We start from the raw sequence: 16795 nt of genomic DNA, 5'->3' as shown, positions 1-16795 counted from the left end.
ACTCGACGGCGGCGGGCCCGCGGGGTCACCATGCACCTGGTTGAAGGAGAAAGGAGCTGTCCGCCGTGCCCCTGCGCGCTCACACGGCCCCGCTGCGGGCCCTTGCGGTGGACGACGAGGAACCCGCGCTGGCGGAACTGCTGTACCTGCTCCGGGAGGACCCGCGGGTCGGCGAGGTGGTGCCCGCCTCGACCGCCACCGAGGCGCTGCACCGGCTCGGCCGCGCCGGACGGGCGGACCCGGCCGGACGGGACGCCGTGGACGTCGCCTTCCTGGACGTCAGCATGCCCGGACTCGGCGGCCTCGAACTGGCCCGGACCCTCGGCGAGTCCACCGCACCGCCGTTGATCGTCTTCGTCACCGCCCACGAGGACTACGCCGTCCGCGCCTTCGACCTCAAGGCCGTCGACTACCTCCTCAAGCCCCTGGGCAAGGAACGCTTCGCCGAGGCCGTACGACGGGTCGCCGAACTGGTCGGCGCCGGGCAGGGGCCCCGCCCGGCGAGCCCCGGCACCGGAACCGTCCTCGGCGACCACGTGCCGGTGGAACTCGGCGGGGTGACCCGGTTCGTGCCCGTCGCCGACATCGCCTACGCCGAGGCGCAGGGCGACTACGCGCGACTGCACACCCGCGACGGCAGCCACCTGGTGCGCATCCCGCTGTCCGCGCTGGCGGAGCAGTGGCGTCCGCACGGATTCGTGCGCATCCACCGCAGCCGCCTGGTCGCCCTCGGCCGCATCGAGGAACTCCGCGTGGACGGCGGCAACCTGACCGTGCGGGTCGGCGACCGGCTGCTCGCCGTGAGCCGCCGCAACGCCCGCGAAGTACGCGACCTGCTCGCCCAGGGCGCGTACACTCGCCCGCACACCGGGTGAGCGGCGCGGTGTCCGGGAGCGTGTGAGGGAGGCGGAACCCGTCCCCCCGCGAAGAGGCCGTCGCCCGGGGCGGGACCGGCCGCGCGGCGCCGCCGTCCGGCGCGCGTCACGTCCGCGACCAACTAACCTTTGCCGCAAGCCGGTTGATATACCGTCAGCCGCACGTGGACATGCGTCGCCGCCACCGCTCCCTGGGCGCGGGACGCCGCTGAGCAGGCGCGGAGCAGCCGTGGGAACAGCCTGTGCCGATGCCGGCACCCCCGCCGGGGCGACCCGTTGAACCAGACGTACGGTGTCGCGGGCGTGACGGCCGTGGTCCTCGCCACGGTCCTCGTCGGCGCGCTCGGGCTGCGCGTCTCCCGGACGACATCGGATTTCCACGTCGCCTCCCGCACCGTCGCGCCCCATCTCAACGCCACCGCCGTCAGCGGCGAGTACCTGTCCGCCGCCTCCTTCCTCGGCGTCGCCGGGCTGGTCCTCGCCCAGGGCGCCGGCATGCTCTGGTTCCCCGTCGGATACACCGCGGGCTTCCTCGTCCTGCTGGTCTTCGTCGCCGCCCCGCTGCGCCGCTCCGGCGCCTACACCCTGCCGGACTTCGCGGAGGCCCGGCTGGAGTCCCGTGCCGTCCGCCGCACCGCCGGGGTGCTGGTCGTCGGCATCGGCTGGCTGTACCTGCTGCCCCAGTTGCGCGGCGCCGGACTCACCCTGCGGCTGCTCACCGGCGTCCCCGGATGGCTCGGCGGGCTGGTGGTGGCCGCCGTGGTGACCGCGGCCGTGGCGGCGGGCGGGATGCGCAGCGTCACCCTGGTGCAGGCGTTCCATTACTGGCTGAAACTCGCCGCCCTTCTGGTGCCCGCGGCCTTCCTGCTGCTCGCCTGGCGGGCCGACCACGCCCCGGTCCCCGCCTGGGACGAACGCCCCGTCTTCCACCGCGCCACCACCGTACGCGTCGACCGGCCGCTCACCCTCACCGTGCGCGAGCCGGTCCGTGTCACCGCGTCCGGCATCGTCGACGGCGTCGCCGCGCACGGCGGTTCGCTGAACCTCGCCGAGGGCCGCCACCGGATCGGCGCACCCGCCACCCTGCGCTTCCCGGCCGGCGCCCGCGTCCCCCTCTCCGACCGCTCGCCCCGGCGCACCACGCCCTCGGAGGGGGCGGAAGCGCCGCCGTCGAGCGGCGAGACGCACAGCCTGTACGCCACCTACGGGCTGGTTCTCGCCACCTTCCTCGGCACCATGGGCCTGCCGCATGTGGTCGTCCGCTTCTACACGAACCCCGACGGCCGCGCCGCCCGCCGCACCACCGTGATCGTGCTCGGTCTGCTCGGTGCCTTCTACGTGCTGGTGCCCCTGTACGGCGTGCTGGGCCGGCTCTACGCCCCCGACCTGCTGCTCACCGGCGACACGGACGCCGCGGTCCTGGTCCTGCCGCAACGGCTGGTCGGCGGCGTCACCGGGGACCTGCTCGGCGCCCTGGTGGCCGGGGGCGCCTGCGCCGCGTTCCTGTCCACGGCCTCCGGGCTCACCCTGTCGGTCGCGGGGGTGCTCGCACAGGACGTGCTGCCCGCCCTCGGCGTCCGGCACGTACGGCTCGCCGCGCTGCCCGCCGTCGCGGTGCCCGCGGCGGCGGGCGCGGTGGCCGGCGACCTCCCGGCGGCCGACGCGGTGGGACTCGCCTTCGCCGTGTCCGCCTCCTCCTTCTGCCCGCTGCTGGTCCTCGGTATCTGGTGGCGGGGCCTGACGGCGCCCGGCGCGCTCGCCGGCCTGGTGCTGGGCGGCGGTTCGGCGCTCGCCGCGGTGACGCTCACCCTCGCGGGCGGCGCCCGCTCGGGCTGGCCGCACACACTGCTGGCCTGGCCCGCGGTCTGGTCGGTGCCCCTGGGTTTCGCCGCGATGGTCCTGACCTCCCTGGCCACCCGGGACCGGGTGCCGCCCGGCACCGCAGCCACGCTGGCCCGGCTGCACCGGCCCGAACCCGGGCCGAACCCGCCGGAAGAGCCCGTGCGCGGGGGCCGCACCTCCGCGGGCCGCCGATCATGACCGTGCTGGCCGTCACGGCCCTCGTCCTGGCCGGATTCGCCCTGTTCGCGCTCGGCGCGGCCCTCGGGCACCGCGCGGCGCGCCGTCAGCTGGAGCACACCACGGGCGCCGGGGGCCCGCGCGCCGCGCACACCGCGGCGGCCCCGCTGCGCGCCGGCCTGACCCCGGACACGGCCCGCAGGACGGTACGACGGCTGCGCCCGCTGCTCGGCACCCCGGCCGTGGCACTCACCGGCCCGGAGTCCGTCCTGGCCTGGGACGGCACCGGAGCCCACCACCGCGACGAACTCCTCGTCCAGCTGGACGACTTGGGCCGCCTCCGCACCATCGCGCCGGACTGCGACGTGAACGGCTGCCCGCTCCACTGGGCCGTCCTGGTCCCCCTCAGGGTGGACGGCGTGACCGTCGGCGCGCTCGCGGTGTTCGCCGCGGCCGGGTCGACCGCCCTGGTCCGGGCGGCGGGTGAGGCCGCCCGGGGACTGACGGCGGAACTCGAACTCGCCGAACTCGACCGGCTCCGCGCCGACGTCCGCGAGGCGGAGATGCGGGCCCTGCGCGCGCAGATCTCCCCGCACTTCGTCTACAACTCCCTCGCGAGCATCGCCTCCTTCGTCCGCACCGATCCGGAGCGGGCCCGCGAACTCATCCAGCAGTTCGCCGAGTTCACCCGGTACTCCTTCCGCCGCGACGGCGACTTCACCACGCTCGCCGAGGAGTTGCGCTCCATCGAGCAGTACCTGGAACTGGCCCGCGCCCGCTTCGGCCGCCGACTGCGGGTGACCCTGCGCATCGCCCCCGAGGTGCTGCCCGTGACCCTCCCCTTCCTGTCTCTGCAACCCCTGGTGGAGAACGCCCTCAAGCACGGCCTGGAGGAGTCCGTGGAGCGCGGCACCGTCACGATCACCGCCGAGGACGAGGGCACCGAGGCCAGGGTCGTCATCGAGGACAACGGCGTCGGCATGGACCCCGAGCACCTGCGCGCCGTGCTGCGCGGCACCGCCGGACCGTCGGCCGGCATCGGCCTGAGCAACGTGGACCGCCGGCTGCGCCGGGTCTACGGCGACGACCACGGCCTCGTCGTGGAGACGGGGATCGGCGCGGGCACGAGGGTCACCGTGCGGATTCCGAAGTTCCGCGCCGGCGTGCAGGCACCGCCGCCGCGCCGGCCGCCGTGATCGCCTCCCGCGGGGTCGAATCCGCCGCCGAAGCTGTGTAAGTTCGACCTGCGTCGTCGTTGTGCTGGTGTTGTTGGAGGTGTGTGGGCTGTGCTGATGACCGGCAAGGTGCTGCGTTTCGACGAGGTCCGCGGATACGGGTTCATCGCCCCTTCGGAACCGGGCGAGGACGTCTTCATGCACGCGAACGACCTGCTGGACGAGAAGTACCTCTACCACGAGGGCAGCGAGGTCGAGTTCCACATGGAGATGGGGGAGAAGGGCCCGAAGGCGTCCCAGATCCGGCTGGTCTACCAGCCCTCCTCGCACCGCCTCCCCAACCGCCCGGTCTTCTCCGACGGTTCCGCCGCCGAACGCCCCGCCGCCCCGTCCGCCGAGGGCACCAGCACGGGCCGCTTCCGCACCGAGCTGACCGAGGTGCTGGTCACCTCGGTCGACACCCTCACGGCCGCGCAGATCCGCCAGGTCAGGGAGCGGGTCGTGGAACTGGCCCGGGAAAAAGGCTGGTTGACCGCCTGACAGGGTCTTGCCGAGGGCCCTCGGCCGCCCTGCCCCCACCCCTCTCCCGGACTCTTGGACCACACCATGACGACAGCGAGCCCGACCGGCGACCCGTGGGTGCGCCGCTTCCATCCCGCGCCGCGGGCGTCCGCCCGACTCGTGTGCTTCCCCCACGCCGGCGGCTCGGCGACCTTCTACTTCCCCCTGTCCGCCGCGCTGCGCGGTACGGCCGACGTGGTCGCGGTGCAGTACCCCGGGCGGCAGGACCGGCACCAGGAGAAGGGCATCGAGACCATCGCGGAGCTGGCGGACCGGGCCCACCAGGCCCTGCTGCCCTACGCGGACCGCCCGTTGACCCTCTTCGGACACAGCATGGGCGCCATCGTCGCCTTCGAGGTCGCCCGCCGCCTCGAACGCGACGGCGAGGCCCCCGTCCACCTCTTCGCCTCCGCGCGCCGCGCCCCGTCCGCCGCCGCGTCCGAGAACGTCCACCGGCGCGACGACGACGGCCTCATCGCCGAGATGCGCCGCCTCAGCGGCACGGACGCCCGTCTGCTGGACGACGAGGAGGTCCTCCGCATGGTCCTCCCGGCCCTCCGCAGCGACTACACCGCCATCGAGACCTACCGCGCCACCCCCTCCACCGTCGTCACCACCCCCATCACCGCCCTCACCGGCGACACCGACCCCCGTGTCACCCCCGACGAGGCCCGCGCCTGGCGCACCCACACCACCGGCCCCTTCGACCTCAAGGTCTTCCCGGGCGGCCACTTCTACCTCACCGACCGGATCGCCGAACTGTCCCAGCTCCTGCGGCAGCGGTTGACGGCTTAGGCCCGTCCGTCCCGTCGGACCGGTTCGCTCGGGCCGTAGAGCGCCGCCGGCGCCCCTGTGACCAGGGCCCAGTACCGGTCGCCGTACGACCAATGCCACCATTCCGTGGGGTAGTTCACCAGCCCGGCGTTCCCGAGCGCGGTACCGAGGACTCGCCGGTTGGCGCGGGCCTCGGCGCTGATGCCGGTGGCCCCGGTGTAGCAGGCGCCCGCGCTGACCTCCGGGTTCGCGTTCAACGGCGTTCCCATGTCCAGCTCTCGGCCGTCGGCGTCGACGAGGGTCAGGTCGACGGCCGCGCCGACGCTGTGCGGCGCGATGCCGGGCGGTGAGACGTAGCGGCTCGCCGCGGAGCGGATCCGCTCGTCCGGCCAGCCGGGGTGGGCGGCGCGCAACTCGGCGCCGTAGCCGTCGAAACAGCGCCGTTGGAGGGCCGGGGGGCGGTACCCCTCGACGAAGAGCAGGCGCAGTCCCTCCGGGAGCGTCTCCTGTGCCTTGAGCAGCCGCTCCAGCACGCCCTGCCGCAGATGGGCGAACGCGCCGTCGGCGTCCGCCTTCCGCCCGTCGACGGGCAGCCGGCCGCCGCGGCGCACATCCACCAGCCGCTCGCCGCACTCCCGCACGGGCACCGCGGCGACCCTCGGGTCCGACATCAAGACGATCTCAGCCATGGGCCGATCATCGCGGCCCCGCGGCCCCGCGGCGCCGGAGGACGGGCCGTCGGAACAGCGACTCCCCGGACAGCGGCGCTCAGAGCCGCAGCGACAGGTGCCGCGGCCCCCGCAGCATCGCGTTCTGCCGGTACGGCGGCGGGTCCTCGACCAGCTCCGCCGTGGCCAGGCGGGGGAGCAGCGCGGTGAGGGCGGACTGCGCCTCCAGGCGCGCGAGCGGGGCGCCGTAGCAGAGGTGGATGCCGGAGCCGAAGCCCAGGTGCTGGTTGTCCGGGCGGGTCGGGTCGAAGCGGTCCGGGTCCCGGAAGCGGCGGGGGTCCCGGTTGCCGGCGGCCAGGGCCAGGATGACGGAGGAGCCCTGGGGGAGCGTGATGCCGGCGACGTCGAAGTCGGCGAGGGGGACGCGCTCGCGCATGTGCACCGGCGGTTCGAAGCGCAGCAGTTCCTCGACCGCCCGCGGCATCAGGCCGGGTTCGCGGCGCAGCCGGTCCAGTTCCTCGGGGTGGCGCAGCAGGGTCAGGACCCCGTTGGTGATGAGGTTGACCGTGGTCTCGTGCCCGGCGATCAGCAACAGCACCGCCGTCTCCGCGAGTTCCTCACGGGTGAGCCGCAGTTCGGGGTCGGGTTCACTGACGAACGCGGACAGCAGGTCGTCGCCCGGCTCGTCGCGGCGCTGCTCGGACAGGCCCACCAGGTACCCGCCCATCTCCGCACGGGCCCGCTCGGCCTCGTCACGCGGCGCCGAGGCCGCGTCCGGCCGTAGGTCCGCGGACGCGACCAGCGTGTCCGACCAGGCGCGGAAGAGCGGTTCGTCCTCGTGCGGCACGCCGAGCAGTCGGCAGATCACCGTGACCGGCAGCGGATAGGCGAAGTCGTCCACGACGTCGACCTGCCCGCCCGACTCGAACGGCGCCAGCAACTCCTTGGTGATGTTCGCGATCTCCGCCCGCATCCCGTCCACGCGGTGCGGGGTGTGCGGCGGTCCGAACGGCCGCATGGCCAGCGTGCGCAGCCGGTGGTGCTCCGGGTCGTCGAGGCGCAGGAACGGCGGCTTGGCGGTCACCAGGCCCCGGGAGCGCGGGTCGGCGCTCATCCGCGGGTCGTGCAGCAGCGCGGCGACCTCGTGGTAGCCGCCGACCAGCAGGCTGCCGTCCGACTGCGGGACGACCGGGCCGGCCGCGCGCAGCTCCGTGTACAGGGGGTAGGGGTCGGGGCGGCTGGCGTAGTCGGTGATCCTCGCCAGCAGGGTGCCGGAGTCCATGTCGGCTCCTCGAAGTGGGCGTGGGCTGTACCGTCGTCGGACTGTGCGCCGTCGGCTAGACCACCGTCAGCCGGCGGTCCGGGAGGTAGCCGGTCAGCGCGACCGTCGGGCCGTGGGAGAGCACCGAGGGGTCCGGTACGTCGGACGGGATCGTGATCTCGGCCGCGATGGCACGGTCGGCGGCGCCCGGCGGGGGCGGGAACGGCGCTGCCGTCTCGATCAGGTGCTGGTAGTAGTCGAGCGACTTGGCCATGTCCACGGTGACTGCGGCGGTGCACCGGCCCCGGTAGCCGTAGACCATGGCGAGCCGGCGCGCCTCCAGCGAGCCCTGGGCGATGACCACGTGGTCGGAGTAGGTGGGCACCCCCACCGACTTGATGTTGAGCCCGAACTGCGTCGACCAGAACGTCGGCAGGGCCAGGTGGGGGCGGCGCAGGGGCCCCGGGCTGACCATGTTGTGGGCGGCCACCTCGGCCTGTGTGACGGCGTTGCCCCAGTGTTCCAGGGACAGCATCTGGTAGCCGAAGAGCGGGTGGGGGAAGCGGGAGACGTCGCCGGCCACGAAGACGTCGTCGGTGACGATGCCGTACATCGTGAAGGCCCGGCACCCGGCGTCGCAGGCCAGCCCGCGCGGGCCCGCCGCGAGGCCGGACTCCGCCAGCCACTCCACGTTGCGCACCGCCCCCAGCGCCACCACGCACACGTCCGCGTCCACCCGGCTGCCGTCGGACAGCTCCACGCCGGTGAAGCTCCCGTCGCCGAGCAGCCTGGTCACCGTCACCCCGGTGCGCAGGTCCACGCCGTGGTTGCGCTGCATCACGGCCGCGAGTTTGGACAGGGTGCCGCCGAGCGCGCCGACCAGCGGCGCCGGGCCGCGCTCGGTGACCGTGACCTCCAGACCGCGTTCCCGGCAGGCCGAGGCGATCTCCGAGCCGGTGAAACCGCCGCCGATCACGAGGACCCGCCGCGGCCCCGCGTCAAGCCGCGCCGCGAGCCCCGCCGCGTCCTCCCGGGTGCGCACGGTGAACACCCCGTCCAGCGCGGCCTCCTCCGGGTTCGGCCAGGGCCGGGCACGGGTCCCGGTGGCGATCAGCACCCGGTCGTACGGCAGCGACTCGCCGTTGTCCAGCAGCACCCGCTTGCCCAGCGGGTCCAGGCCCGTGGCCTTTACACCGAGCAGCCACTCCGCCTTCGGATCGCGGCGCATCGGCAGCCCGGTGGAGTCGGCCGGGGCGATGCCCAGCAGCACCTGCTTGGACAGCGGCGGGCGGTCGTACGGCGGATGGGGTTCGTCCCCGACCACCGTCAGGGAGCCGGTGAAACCCTGGTCGCGCAGCGCCTCCGCGGCCCGCAGACCCGCCAGCGAGGCGCCCACGATCACGATGCGGCCGTCGGTGAGCTCATCGGGCACCGCCGCTCACCTCTTCCCCGAGGAGGATGGCCTGGACCGGGCAGGCGGCGGCGGCCTGACGGACGCGTTCGACCTGGTCCTCGGGGACGGCCGGGGTGTAGAGCAGACCCTCCTCGCCGTGCAGCCGGAACACGTCCGGCGCGAGGAACACGCACTGCGCGTAGCCCTGGCAGCGCGTGAGGTCGACAACGGTCCGCATCGCAACCACTCCTCCTCAGCCGTACCGCCCCCTCGACTCCAGCATGGGGTGAGACCGGGAGGCTCGCACGGCCACACGGGCGGGGCCCCGGGGACCCTCGTGTCAACGTCCGCGAGGGGAAGGACGCTTGACGGATCCGGACGAACGCCGACATGTCCCCGGCCCGGCGGAGAAATGCTGGTCCAACCAGTTGACCACTGTACGAAGCGCGTCCACCCTGATCGCCATGGCTGAGGGACACATACGGCGCGAGGCGGTCTCCGACCAGCTCTTCGCCCTGCTGCGCGACCGGATTCTCGGCGGGGCGCTGCCGCCCGGCGCCGCGCTCACCGCCGAGCGCGATCTGGCGGCCGAGTTCGGGGTGAACCGGCATGCCGTACGGGAGGCCGTCAAACGCCTCCAGCAGGCACGGCTGGTCGAGGTCAGCCACGGTGGCCGCACGCAGGTGCTGGACTGGCGGCGCACCGCGGGGCTCGACCTCGCGGTGGGCATCGCCGCGGCCGACACCGGGCCCACCGTGCAGGACATCGCCCGCGACGCCCTGGAGATGCGGGCCTGCGTCGGTGCCGACGCCGCGCGGCTGTGCGCCCTGCGCTGCTCCGCGGACACCGCCGCCGAGATCGCCGCGGCCGCCGAACGGCACGCGCGGACCGGGCCCGATCTGACCGAGCTGGACGAGACCTACGTCGCCTGGTGGCGGCTGATCGTGGAGGGTTCCGGGAACATCGCGTACCTGCTGGCCTTCAACAGCCTGGTGGACGGCCTGATCCCGGTCGCCGACGTGCCCGCGGACCTGAGCGCGGGCGAGATCCTCGACGTCGAGGCCCACCGCCGGCTGGCCGCGCACATCGCGGCCCGCGAGGCCGGCGCGGCCGAAGCGCTGTCCCGCGAGCTGCTGTCCCGCAGCGTGCCCGCCGCGCCGCGCACCCGCGAGGGGGTGCGGCCGTGATCCCCACCGTGGTCTACGCCATCCCGGCGTTCGTGCTGCTGGTCGTGGTCGAGGCGCTGTCGTACCGCTTCCTGCCGGACGACGACGAGCGCGGGTACGAGCTGCGCGACACCGTCACCAGCATGTCGATGGGCGCGGGCAGCCAGGTCATCGCGGTGCCGTGGAAGGTGGCGACGATCGTGGTGTACGCCGCCGCGTACACCGCCGTTCCCTGGCACCTCTCGCCGTCGTCCGGCTGGACCTGGCTGCTGCTGTTCTTCGGCGAGGACCTGGCGTACTACACCTACCACCGGGCCCATCACCGGGTACGGGTGCTGTGGGCGAGCCACGTCGTGCACCACTCCAGTCTCCGCTACAACCTCTCCACCGCCCTGCGCCAGACCTGGACGCCGATGACCGGCCTGCCGTTCTGGCTGCCGCTGGCCCTGATCGGCGTCCCGCCGTGGATGATCCTGATCGAGCAGGCCGTCAGCCTCGTCTACCAGTTCTTCCTGCACACCGAGCGGGTGGACAAGCTGTGGCGGCCGGTGGAGTGGTTCTTCAACACCCCTTCCCACCACCGCGTCCACCACGGCTCCAACAACGTGTACCTGGACCGCAACTACGGCGGCATCCTCATCGTCTGGGACCGGCTCTTCCGCACCTTCGAACCGGAGGGCGTACGGGTGGTGTATGGCCTGACGAAGAACATCGACACGTACAACCCGCTGCGGGTGGCCTTCCACGAGTACGCGGCCGCGTGGCGCGACGTCCGCGCGGCGGGGCGGTGGCGGGACCGGGTCGGGTACGTCTTCGGGCCGCCGGGGTGGGCGCCGGACGCGAAGGGATGACGGGGCCGGGGCGGGGGCGGGGCCGAGCGCGAGGGGCTGACGCCGGGGGCGCCCGGGGCGGGAGGGATGATGCCCCTGGCACAACGGATGACGCGGGTGGCACGGGGAAGACCGGCCGGGCCCCTCGCGCCCACCGGCACCCGGAAGGAACCACCAGATCATGTACGACACCGTGGCCCGCGCCCTGACGGAGACGTCCCGGTGAGCGGCACCGAGGAACCCGTGCTGTTCCGCACCACCGGACGGGCCGCCCTCATCACCCTCAACCGGCCCCGGGCCCTGAACGCCCTCAACCACGAGATGGTCCGCCGCATCGACGCGGCGCTCACCGCCTGGGCGCACGACCCCCGCGTGGAGACCGTCGTCCTCACCGGCGCCGGCGAGCGCGGGCTGTGCGCGGGCGGAGACATCCGCGCCGTCCACGACGACGCCCGGGACGGCGACGGCACCGCGTCCGCCGCGTTCTGGCGCGACGAGTACCACCTCAACGCCCGCATCGCCCGCTACCCCAAGCCGTACGTCGCCCTCATGGACGGCATCGTGATGGGCGGCGGCGTCGGGGTCTCCGCGCACGGGAGCGTCCGGATCGTCACCGAGCGGTCGCGGATCGCGATGCCCGAGACCGGCATCGGATTCGTCCCGGACGTCGGCGGCACCCATCTGCTCGCCCGGGGACCCGGCGAGTCGGGTACGCACCTCGCACTGACGGGAGATCAGATCGGTCCCGGTGACGCCCTGTGGTGCGGGCTCGCCGACCACTACGTGCCCTCCGGCGAGCTGCCCGCGCTGCTGGACGACCTCGCCGCCATGCCCGTGCCGGACGCCCTCGCCCGGCACGTGCGGCCGTCGCCCCGGGGGGAGTTGGCGGAGCAGCGGGAGTGGATCGACGCCTGCTACACGGCCGGCACCGTCGAGGAGATCACCCGGCGGCTGCTCGCGTACGGCAGCCCGGAGGCGAAGGAGGCCGCGCAGACGCTGTTCTCCCGGTCGCCCACGGCCCTCAAGGTCACCCTGGCGGCGGTGCGCCGGGCCCGGCGGCTCGGCTCCCTGGAACGGGTGCTGGAGCAGGAGTACCGCGTCTCCTGCGCCGCGTTGGGCGGCCACGACCTGGTGGAGGGGGTCCGCGCCCAGATCATCGACAAGGACCGCAACCCCCGCTGGTCACCGGCGACTTTGGCGGAGGTGACCGAGGCGGACGTGGAGCGCTTCTTCGCTCCGCTGGGCGACCGCGAACTCGGGCTGGACGCGGCGGGGTAGCCGCGGGCCGCTGTCCGCCCCCGGCCGGAGAGGAAGATCACGTCGGACGGGGGCGGTCTTGGCCGCGGGCCGCCGACGCGGTACGGTCTGTCCGGTATCGACGACGGCAAGACGGAAGCCGGTGGGAACCCGGCACGGTCGCGCCACTGTATGCGGGCCCCAGGGGCTCGTGAGTCAGACCCGTAGCCGTCGCCCAACGCACCACCGACATGGGACGCGAACTCCCAAAGGAGGTCCTGCCATGGCGCAGACCGTCGCCCAGCCGACAGCCACCACCCCCGCCCTGCCCACCAAGCTGCCGCTGAAGGCGATAGCTCCCTGGGCAGTGTTCTTCGGCATCCTGATGCTGGTCCTGCTGTACTTCGTCGGCGCCGAGCAGGGCGCCACCTCCGTGTTCAACGGCACGGACGTCCACGAGTGGGTGCACGACGCCCGCCACCTGCTCGGTTTCCCCTGCCACTGAGGCTGGGGAAACCCCTCGCCCCATGAACCACGCAACCGTACGGAACCTTCTCGTACGGGGCATGCTCGCCGGCCTCGCCGCCGGTGTGCTCGCCCTGATCGTGGCGTACCTCCTCGGTGAGCCGGACGTCGACAAGGCGATCGGCTTCGAGGAGGCCCACTCCCACGAGCACGAGATGGCGGTCGTCTCCCGTGCCCTGCAGTCCACCGCCGGTCTCGCCACCGGCGTCCTGGTCTACGGGGTCGCCTTCGGCGGCATCGCCGCGCTCGCCTACTGCTTCGCCCTGGGACGGGTGGGCCGCTTCGGCCCGCGCGCCACGGCGCTGCTGCTGTCGGGGTGCGCGCTGCTCGCCGTCTACGTCGTACCGTTCCTGAAGTACCCGGCCAACCCGCCGTCGGTCGGCGACGCCGACACCATCGGCCGGCGGACCGCCCTGTACTTCCTGATGATGCTGCTCAGCGTGTTGCTGGCGATCGCCGCGACCCTCCTCGGCAGACGCCTCGCGTCCGTGCTGGGCACATGGTGGGCGACGGTGGCCGCGGTGACCGCGTTCGTCGTCGTGATCGCCCTGGCCTACCGGTTCCTGCCCGTCGTCGACGAGGTGCCGAAGGGCTTCCCGGCCGTCCTGCTGTGGCGGTTCCGGCTCTCCGCACTGGCCGTCCAGGCCGTGCTGTGGAGCGGATTCGGCCTGCTCTTCGGTGAGTTGGCCGAGCGGCTGCTCAGCCCGGGGCCGATGCGGGCCGCGGCGGGGCGAGCGGCGCCGACGGCACGCTGACACCGTCCGGATCGCCGCGCCGGCGCAGGCCCTACCCGAGGGTCCGGTCGTCGTCCGACGCGGCGAGCGGGCGTCCCAGCCGCAGGTTCCACCGCCCGGCCCTGCCGCTGAGTTCGGTCACGGTCAGAGGCGGTACGTCGAGGCGCCAGAAGGCCGTGTCCGGCAGGTCCAGCGCCGTCACGGCCGCCGCCCGGACCACTTCCGGCTCGACCACGGCGAGCGTGCGGCCCTCCAGCCGCCGCAAGCCTTCGAGCCGGGCCGCGACCCGCGCGCACAGGTCCCGCACCGACTCGCCCCCGTGCGGTGCGCAGCCGGGGTCGGCGAGCCACCGCCCCACCGCCTCCGGCTCGGCCGCGCCCACCTCCTCCAGGGTCCGGCCGGTCCAACGTCCCACGTCGAGGCCCGCCAACTCCGGTACCGGCACGCCCTCCAGACCCAGCGCCGCCGCCGTCTCCCGGCAACGCGCACCGGGCGAGACGAACACCCTGGCGACGGCGGGCAGGCCCCCGGCCGCGGCCCGGACGCGCGCCGCGCCCCCGGCGTCCAGCGGACCACCGTCGTCGAAACGGGCCTGCCGGAGCGAGGCGCCGATGGCGGGGGAGACGAGCAGGACTCGACTGGTCACGCGGTCACTCCTGCGGTGATGGCCGTGGGGCCACGGAACGGGGCCCGGGGAACATAACACCCGCGGGATCAGCCCCGTCCGCCCCTCGGACCAGGTCCCGCCCCGGGTCCACCACCCAGTGGTTCGTCCTGAGGGTCCGGCCCGCGAAGTGCGTCGCGGTCTCCCCGAGGAACCGGAAGCCGACGGACCGGCAGACGCCGTTCGACGGGGCGTTGGCAGTCGCCGGGAAGGCGTGCACGACGCCCCAGCGGTCCTGGTCACGGGCCTGTTCCAGCAGCGCGACGACGGCACGCCGGGCCAGCCCCCGGCCCTGGAACTCGGGCAGGACCATCCAGCCCATCTCGGACAGCGGCCCGGCGCCGGTGTCGTGGGCCCACAGCGTCACCGTCCCCGCCACCACCTCGGGCCGGGCCGGATCGGGCACGATCATCCTCAGCCACGCCCGGCCGGCCGCCGCCTCCGCCGCGTCCCGGCGGACCTTGTCCGCCATCCCCGCACGCGGCAGCGGCCCGCCGAGGTCCGCCATCATGACGGGATCGCAGCGCATCCGGACGTAGGCGTCGACGTCGTCCGGCAAGACGTTGCGCAGCTCCATGAACTCCTCCTCGCCCGGCGGCCGTTGTGGCCCCCATGTGATCGTCCCGTCGTCCGCGCCATCGGTCCGCCGCCTCGGCGGTGACCGCTTCCCGCCCGCGCCGCCTTCGGAGACGCTCGACCGGCCTGTACGGTCACCGACGAGCCGACCTCACGGCGCGGAGCGGACGACGGAGGCTTTCACATGATCGACAGGCGTACCCTCGGCAAGGCCGTCGGCCTGGGGACCGGCGCGGCAGCGCTGTCCCTGACCGGGGCGCGGGCGGCGGACGCCGCTCCCGGCACGGCGGACGCGGCGCCCGTACCCGCGGCACACACCACGTTCCCCACGCTCAAGCAGGTCGAGGCCGGCGTGCTCGACACCGGGTACGCCGAGGCGGGACCGGCGCACGGTCCCGCCGTCGTCTGCCTGCACGGATGGCCGTACGACATCCACAGCTACGTCGACGTCGCCCCGCTCCTCGCCGAGCGGGGCTACCGCGTGATCGTCCCCTACCTCCGCGGCCACGGCACCACGCGGTTCCGGTCCTCCCGCACGGTCCGCAACGCGCAGCAGTCCGCGGTCGCGCTGGACATCGTCGCGCTGATGGACGCGCTGGAGATCCCCGAGGCCGTCCTCGCCGGCTTCGACTGGGGTGCGCGTACCGCCGACGTCATCGCCGCGCTGTGGCCGCGACGGGTCAGCGCGCTCGTGTCGACCGGCGGGTACCTCGTCACGAACGTCGAGGCGCAGAAGTCGCCGATCGCGCCCGCCGGCGAGCACAACTGGTGGTACCAGTACTACTTCGCCACCGAACGCGGCCGACTCGCCATGGAAGACCCCGCACTCCGCGACGACTTGTGCCGTCTCGTATGGCAACTCGTCTCACCCCACTGGAAGTTCGACGAAGCGACCTTCCAGCGCACGGCGCGGGCCTTCGAGAATCCCGACTACGCCGCCATCGTCATCCACAACTACCGCTGGCGCCTCGGCCTCGCGGACGGCGAACGCCGATACGACCGCTACGAGAAGGAACTCGCCACCCGGCCCACCATCCACGTCCCCACCATCACCCTGAGCCCCGAGCTCGACCCCTTCACCGCGCCCGGCGACGGCACCCGTGACCGATTCACCGGCCCCTACGAGCACCGGGTCGTCGAGGGCGTCGGCCACAACCTCCCCCAGGAGGCGCCCGCCGCCTTCGCCCGAGCCGTCCTCGACGCCGCCCGGCTCTGACGCGACAGGGGGGGGCCGGACGCGAGTCGTCCGGCCCCCCTGCGCCGGGAAGCTCAGTCCCAGTTGCACCGGTGCTTCAGGAAGTAGGTCAGGCTGGTGGCGTTGTCCATGCCCACGTCCGCGTGCCAGGACTCCAGGTCGAAGGTCCAGCCGGTGCTCCAGCCACTGTCGTCCAGCGGATCCTCGATGACGAACTTGGCGTGGCAGGCGAACTGCTCGTACAGGGACCGGTGTTCGGTCTCGTCCACGTCGTTCGGATAGGGAACCAGCTGCCACAGCTGCGCCCACGCGCCCTGGAAGTCGGTGCGGGCGTCACGGTATCCGTCGTCCGTGGGGTACGGCCGGACCACGGCGTCGCCGGACCCGTACGGGATCTCCACCCGCACCTTCCTGAACCAGTCGGTCCCGGTGGTGCCCTCGTAGCCCACGCACTCGCCGTGGCACCCCTCGATACCGTTCCCCGGACTCCAGAAGAGGGACAGGTTGTTCGAGGAGAAGGTCTGGACGACCTCCTTGTCCGGGTCGTCCGGCTGCTCGTCGGACGTCGGGTAGCCGAACGGCCCGCTCTCCCAGCCGTACTGTCCCCACAGCTCCCCGATCTTCCCCCACACGGGGTGGGCGCCGTGGGAGAGGGTGGGGTGCCAGTAGACGGTCCCGCCCTCGAACTGCTGGCGCTTTCCCTGCCCGTCGGGGTTGGTCAGCTCGTCGCCGGTCGGGAAGCCGAGCGAGCCCGCCTCCCAGCCGAGGGCGCCCCACTTGGCGCCGATCGCGCCCCACACCGGGTGGGCTCCCGTGGTGGCGGTCCAGTAGATCGAGCCGCCGGTGAAGGTGTTGTATTTGCCGCGCCCGTTCGGAGTGGTGAGTTCGTCCGTCGTGGGGCAGCCCAGAGGGGATGTCTCCCCGCCCATCTCCTGGTACTTCCTCAGGATGTCGCCGCCGACCTGGTGGCCGCAGATCCTGGCGTCGTCGGCGAGCGCCGGAGGTGCCTGCACGGCCAGGGCGACCAGCGCGGCGGCGCACGCCACGGCCGCTGACCTGAGCAGGGCGGCCGGTCCGGGTCGTAATCGATGGGATGCCTCTGTCCGGGAAGTCCTTCGTCGAGTCACCCGCCTCACGCTAGCG

Annotated in this window: 17 protein-coding genes, 1 pseudogene and 1 riboswitch; of the genes and pseudogenes, 11 read left to right on the top strand and 7 right to left on the bottom strand. The window is 73.5% G+C overall.

Going from position 1 to position 16795, the window contains the following annotated elements; all coding sequences use genetic code 11:
- Positions 1-71 precede the first annotated feature (71 nt).
- The 5 genes from QSK45_RS16815 (at position 72) to QSK45_RS16795 (ending at position 5425) form a co-directional block, all read left to right on the top strand.
- On the top strand, positions 72-875 hold the full coding sequence (locus QSK45_RS16815; protein WP_285557708.1) for a LytR/AlgR family response regulator transcription factor: 804 nt from the start codon (positions 72-74) through the stop codon (positions 873-875).
- A gap of 276 nt (positions 876-1151) precedes the next feature.
- The gene (locus QSK45_RS16810; protein ID WP_285557614.1) at positions 1152-2915 is read left to right on the top strand and encodes a sodium/solute symporter; all 1764 of its coding nucleotides are present in this window, start codon (positions 1152-1154) and stop codon (positions 2913-2915) included.
- Entirely contained in the window at positions 2912-4090 is a 1179-nt protein-coding gene (locus tag QSK45_RS16805; protein ID WP_285557612.1) for a sensor histidine kinase, read from the top strand. The genes QSK45_RS16810 and QSK45_RS16805 overlap by 4 nt, the downstream gene beginning before the upstream one ends.
- A gap of 90 nt (positions 4091-4180) precedes the next feature.
- Positions 4181-4609: a cold shock domain-containing protein gene (locus QSK45_RS16800; protein ID WP_285557610.1), complete on the top strand. Its 429-nt coding sequence runs from the start codon at positions 4181-4183 to the stop codon at positions 4607-4609.
- Positions 4610-4675: 66 nt separating this feature from the next.
- Positions 4676-5425: a thioesterase II family protein gene (locus QSK45_RS16795; protein WP_285557608.1), complete on the top strand. Its 750-nt coding sequence runs from the start codon at positions 4676-4678 to the stop codon at positions 5423-5425.
- On the opposite strand, the gene QSK45_RS16790 is transcribed toward QSK45_RS16795, so the two are convergent.
- From QSK45_RS16790 to QSK45_RS16775, 4 genes are all read right to left on the bottom strand, one after another.
- The gene (locus tag QSK45_RS16790) at positions 5422-6093 is read right to left on the bottom strand and encodes a M15 family metallopeptidase (protein WP_285557607.1); all 672 of its coding nucleotides are present in this window, start codon (positions 6091-6093) and stop codon (positions 5422-5424) included. The genes QSK45_RS16795 and QSK45_RS16790 overlap by 4 nt on opposite strands.
- A 79-nt stretch (positions 6094-6172) precedes the next feature.
- Positions 6173-7354, bottom strand: a complete 1182-nt coding sequence (locus tag QSK45_RS16785) for a cytochrome P450 (protein WP_285557605.1) — start codon at positions 7352-7354, stop codon at positions 6173-6175.
- Positions 7355-7409: 55 nt separating this feature from the next.
- A complete protein-coding gene (locus QSK45_RS16780; RefSeq protein ID WP_285557603.1) occupies positions 7410-8765 on the bottom strand; it encodes an NAD(P)/FAD-dependent oxidoreductase in 1356 nt (451 codons plus the stop codon).
- Positions 8755-8964 carry a ferredoxin gene (locus QSK45_RS16775; RefSeq protein ID WP_285557601.1) on the bottom strand — a complete coding sequence of 70 codons (210 nt, stop codon included), beginning with the start codon at positions 8962-8964 and terminating at the stop codon, positions 8755-8757. Before QSK45_RS16775 ends, QSK45_RS16780 begins: the two co-directional genes overlap by 11 nt.
- 226 nt (positions 8965-9190) lie before the next feature.
- Between QSK45_RS16775 and QSK45_RS16770 the strand changes: the two genes are divergently transcribed.
- The 5 genes from QSK45_RS16770 to QSK45_RS16750 all read left to right on the top strand — a co-directional run bounded on the left by QSK45_RS16770 (position 9191) and on the right by QSK45_RS16750 (position 13238).
- A complete protein-coding gene (locus tag QSK45_RS16770; RefSeq protein ID WP_285557598.1) occupies positions 9191-9913 on the top strand; it encodes a FadR/GntR family transcriptional regulator in 723 nt (240 codons plus the stop codon).
- On the top strand, positions 9910-10743 hold the full coding sequence (locus QSK45_RS16765) for a sterol desaturase family protein (RefSeq protein WP_285557596.1): 834 nt from the start codon (positions 9910-9912) through the stop codon (positions 10741-10743). The genes QSK45_RS16770 and QSK45_RS16765 overlap by 4 nt, the downstream gene beginning before the upstream one ends.
- A gap of 201 nt (positions 10744-10944) precedes the next feature.
- Complete coding sequence (locus tag QSK45_RS16760) at positions 10945-12000, top strand: enoyl-CoA hydratase/isomerase family protein (protein ID WP_285557594.1); 1056 nt, start codon at positions 10945-10947, stop codon at positions 11998-12000.
- 66 nt (positions 12001-12066) lie between these two features.
- Positions 12067-12205: riboswitch (cobalamin riboswitch) on the top strand.
- Positions 12206-12241: 36 nt separating this feature from the next.
- Positions 12242-12463 carry a CbtB domain-containing protein gene (locus QSK45_RS16755; RefSeq protein WP_285557592.1) on the top strand — a complete coding sequence of 74 codons (222 nt, stop codon included), beginning with the start codon at positions 12242-12244 and terminating at the stop codon, positions 12461-12463.
- Between the two features lie 22 nt (positions 12464-12485).
- A complete protein-coding gene (locus QSK45_RS16750) occupies positions 12486-13238 on the top strand; it encodes a CbtA family protein (protein ID WP_285557590.1) in 753 nt (250 codons plus the stop codon).
- A gap of 31 nt (positions 13239-13269) precedes the next feature.
- Here the strand turns inward: QSK45_RS16750 and QSK45_RS16745 are convergent, their stop codons facing one another.
- A complete protein-coding gene (locus QSK45_RS16745) occupies positions 13270-13863 on the bottom strand; it encodes a histidine phosphatase family protein (protein ID WP_285557588.1) in 594 nt (197 codons plus the stop codon).
- A gap of 91 nt (positions 13864-13954) precedes the next feature.
- Positions 13955-14458, bottom strand: a pseudogene (locus QSK45_RS16740) (GNAT family N-acetyltransferase); the annotation flags it as partial.
- 183 nt (positions 14459-14641) lie between these two features.
- Between QSK45_RS16740 and QSK45_RS16735 the strand changes: the two are divergent.
- A complete protein-coding gene (locus QSK45_RS16735) occupies positions 14642-15673 on the top strand; it encodes an alpha/beta fold hydrolase (protein ID WP_285557586.1) in 1032 nt (343 codons plus the stop codon).
- 53 nt (positions 15674-15726) lie between these two features.
- On the opposite strand, the gene QSK45_RS16730 is transcribed toward QSK45_RS16735, so the two are convergent.
- The gene (locus tag QSK45_RS16730) at positions 15727-16698 is read right to left on the bottom strand and encodes a hypothetical protein (RefSeq protein ID WP_285557584.1); all 972 of its coding nucleotides are present in this window, start codon (positions 16696-16698) and stop codon (positions 15727-15729) included.
- Between the last annotated feature and the right edge of the window lie 97 nt (positions 16699-16795).

The organism is Streptomyces hygroscopicus subsp. hygroscopicus, from assembly GCF_030269125.1.
GTDB lineage: Bacteria > Actinomycetota > Actinomycetes > Streptomycetales > Streptomycetaceae > Streptomyces > Streptomyces hygroscopicus_C.
Note: the sequence above shows the minus strand (reverse complement) of the source record. Positions and strands in the feature narration are given on the sequence as shown.